At 69.6% G+C, this 3,507-nt stretch carries 3 protein-coding genes and 1 pseudogene; 2 read left to right on the top strand and 2 right to left on the bottom strand.

The window, feature by feature from the left end; all coding sequences use genetic code 11:
• Positions 1–151 precede the first annotated feature (151 nt).
• Positions 152–730: a TPM domain-containing protein gene (locus tag AC27IQ_RS20670; RefSeq protein WP_487090612.1), complete on the top strand. Its 579-nt coding sequence runs from the start codon at positions 152–154 to the stop codon at positions 728–730.
• 517 nt (positions 731–1,247) lie between these two features.
• Here AC27IQ_RS20670 and AC27IQ_RS20665 read toward each other — a convergent pair.
• A complete protein-coding gene (locus AC27IQ_RS20665) occupies positions 1,248–1,691 on the bottom strand; it encodes a hypothetical protein (protein ID WP_487090611.1) in 444 nt (147 codons plus the stop codon).
• Between the two features lie 6 nt (positions 1,692–1,697).
• Here AC27IQ_RS20665 and AC27IQ_RS20660 point away from each other — a divergent pair.
• Positions 1,698–2,321: pseudogene (locus AC27IQ_RS20660) on the top strand (NEL-type E3 ubiquitin ligase domain-containing protein); the annotation flags it as partial.
• A gap of 336 nt (positions 2,322–2,657) precedes the next feature.
• On the opposite strand, the gene pdeM reads toward AC27IQ_RS20660, so the two are convergent.
• Entirely contained in the window at positions 2,658–3,362 is a 705-nt protein-coding gene (gene pdeM / locus AC27IQ_RS20655; RefSeq protein ID WP_487090610.1) for a ligase-associated DNA damage response endonuclease PdeM, read from the bottom strand.
• Positions 3,363–3,507 lie beyond the last annotated feature (145 nt).

Below are 3,507 nucleotides of genomic sequence, written 5' to 3'. Positions count from 1 at the left end.
CGGCCGGGGGCGGCGGGATCGGCACGTCCACCGGGGGCTTCGGCGGCTGGAGCGGTGGCAGTGGCGGCGGCAGCAGCAGCGATGGCGGCGGCTTCAGTTCGGGCGGCGGCGGCGATTTTGGCGGCGGCGGCGCCTCGGGAGACTGGTGACCATGGCAAAGACCTCCCTGACCCCCTCGGCCGCCCCTTCGGCCCTATCGCGCATCGCGCGGCTCGTGCGGCACCGCTGGGTGGAAGGCCGCCTGCATCAGGCCCTGCCGCCCGACGTGCTGGAGCGCATCACGCGCCGCGTGGCCGCCAGCGAGCGCCGCCACACCGGGCAGATCCGCATCTGCGCCGAAGGCGGCCTGCCCACCAGCTACCTGTGGCGCGGCGCCAGCGCCCGCGAGCGGGCCGTCACGCTGTTCGGCAAGCTGCGCGTGTGGGACACCGAGCACAACAACGGCGTGCTCATCTACCTGCTGGTGGCCGAGCAGGCCATCGAGATCGTGGCCGACCGGGGCCTGGCCCGCGCCGTGCCGCCCGAGACCTGGCGCACCCTGGTCGTGCACATGGGCGAGGCCTTTCGCGCCGGGCGCTACGAGGACGGGCTGACGCAGGCGCTGGCGGAGGTGTCCGCCCTGCTGGTGCAGCACTTTCCGGCGAACGCGCAGGCCGCGCCGGGCACCGCGGAGGGTGCGGGGCTGCCCGATGCGCCGGTGCTGAGCGGCGATGCGCTGCTGAAGGAATAGCCGGCGTCACGGGCGCCAGCGCTTCGCAAAACGGTCCATCCGTGCGCGAAGGGATCGGCCCCTGCCGGTGGGCCGCACTAACATCGCCGGCACTGCCAGCGCCCGAGCGCGGCAGGAAAGGCGACCCATGGACCCTCTACGACATTCCGGCCGTGTCCGGCCGCGGGAGCACAGCCCCGAACCCCGCACAACGCCCGAGCGGCGCGTTATCGCCCGCACGACAGGGCCAGGGCAAGGACATGGCGAGTCTCCACCCCTGTCGCCGCGCCGCACGACCGAAGCCACGCACGAGGCCGGGCCCTCGTCGTCGTTGCCGCCACGCACAGCCGTGCCGCGGCCACTGCGCACTCCGGCACCCGGCATCGCCTCGCAGCAGTCCGTCGACGGGCGTGCCTCGCCGGATGCCGATTTGGCAGCAGAGGCCCGCGTTTCCCGCCCAACCCCTCAAGCCGCGTTGGACCCCGTGTCACCTCGGTCTGACGACGACGCCCCCTCCATCGACAGCCCCGAACAATTGCTACAGGAGTTGGGCGCGTTGGGCATTCCTGGCCCATTGAGGCCGGCGCAGCTGTTGGATCTGGTGGCACTGTCCGCACAACGCCCTGATCTGGAGGACCGCATCCGGAACGTGGCGGCCGCATTGACAGGTCAAAAGTTCGAACGCGGTTTCAAAACGGAACTGGAAACGCTGTGGCGCCAACATCGCCACAGCCACCCCGTGGCGGCCCACTTGATCGAAATGATCATGAGCCCTGAAAGCGTGACGGTGACCACGGCCGCTTCGCCTGAGCACGGAAACGAAGAATCGGACTTCGATACCGACTTGGAAGCCGACCTCGATGCCCATGTCGGGAACCAACGCGAGGTTCCGCTTGACGACAGCGATGGAGAAGCGGGGCTGGAAGGGGGCTTGGACGGTGATGTGAAACTCCTGGAGGCCCCACTGGGCGACCAGATCCAAGCGTGGATGGGCAATGCTGCCGTGCGCGTCGCACCCGACCTCCATGCCTTCGACGACGAACCCCGGGCACCCGCATTCGCCCGGATGTTGGAACGCCTGCGCGATGAGACCCTACCCGAGTTTTCCCCCACGGCAATGGCCCTGCTGAGCCGCCAGGTGGGCACGGTTTTGTTGGCAGTGGCGCGCGATGCCACCTTGCGCGACCAGGTGTACCTGGTTTCGCAAACCGCTCTGGGCGACTGTCGGGACAACCTGCTCGAAGGTTTTTCCAAAGTAATGCTGGCCGTCCGCAACTGGCAGACGGTGCAGGGCGTGCGGGCCGGCAGGATCAACGAAGTGCAGCTCAACGGCCTGACAGGCCAGCAATTTCGGCTGTCTCTGCTGGAAACCGCCACGAACCGGCTCATCAACCGGCTGAAACAGGATCCCGACTTGCCCCCCTGGAAAGCCAAGTGGTTGGAAAAAGACCCGCTGGAAACCATGGTGCATGCCAAGGCAGCACTGAAAACGGCATTGCAACTCCCCCAGGAAACGGTGCAGGAACTGAGCGACCTCTGGCTCAGCGCACTGAACCCGGACGACATCGCAGCCCTGCATTCCGAGGTCCTGGCGCAAGCGTCCGATCCGCAGGCCTACCCAGCGTTTCTGATGCACCACGAGACATGGCGTGTCGGCATGCAGGAACTGCACAAAGCGACGTTCGAGCCATTGAAGGACGCCCGGGACAACCATCCGTTCCTTCAATTGCCCTGGCCGGACGATCATGAAAGCCCCGCCGCTTTCGAATACTCGCGACAGGCCCGTGAGATCTACAGCGAGTGGGAAACCTCGGTGAATACGCACCTTCAGGCCTTGGCGGCTCAGGCGGGCGGAGCGATGCCGCCGAACCATCCCAGACCGCCGAGGCCGGGCCGTCGCGCAGAACCGGCCCCGGATAACCGCCAGGACTTTCGCCCACGGGCCAGGTCACTCCGGCGTGGCCCCCATGCCCGGCACCGCCCACACCCGCCCGCCGCCGGCGGCGAAAAAGCGGCGCTCCGGGCCGGAGGTCATCGTCTGGCCGCCGGTGAACTCGCCGAACGCCGGCAGCACGGTGAGTTGCGGCTCCACCGCGAAGCACGGCAGGCGCAGGGCGTCGCGCCCCCGCCCCCGCAGCACCACGGCGGGATGGACGTGGCCGGCGAGCACGTGCAGCGTCCCGTGCGCCTGCGGGTAGTGGCAGCACGCGAACGGCCCGATCGGCCAGGGCTCGTCCACGATGTTGAACCCCAGGCCGGCCGGCGGATCGCCGGCGTGGCTGTCGTGGTTGCCGCGCACCAGCACCACCTCCAGCGCCGCATGCGCGGCGCGCCATGCCGACAGGGCGGCCAGCACGGCAGGCGACTGCGCTTCGGCCGCATGCAGGAAGTCGCCCAGCACCACCAGCCGCTGCGCGCCTTGCCGGGCGATCGGGGCCGACAGCCGATCAAGGTTGTCGCGCGTGGTGCCGGAGGGCACGGGCAGCCCGCGCGCGCGGAAGGTGTCGGACTTGCCCAGGTGCACGTCGGCCACGAACAGCGTGCGGCCGGCCGGCCACCACAGGGAGCGGTCGGGCAGCAGGTGGACTTCGGTGCCGGCCAGGTGGCAGATGGCGGCGCCCTCGGCCGCGGGATGGGTGTCCGTTGCGCTCATGCCTTGATGGTTCTTCACAGCCGGGGCAAGGGCCGCGAGGGCTTGCGCTCGCGGCGCCGCTTCGCGCCGCCGCCCGGTGCGGATTCGTCGGCGGCGGTCAGCGAGAAGTCGAGCGTGCGGCGCACCTCGGCCGCCGCGGACTGCA

Source organism: Acidovorax sp. KPB24-07 (assembly GCF_057543315.1).
Note: the sequence above shows the minus strand (reverse complement) of the source record. Positions and strands in the feature narration are given on the sequence as shown.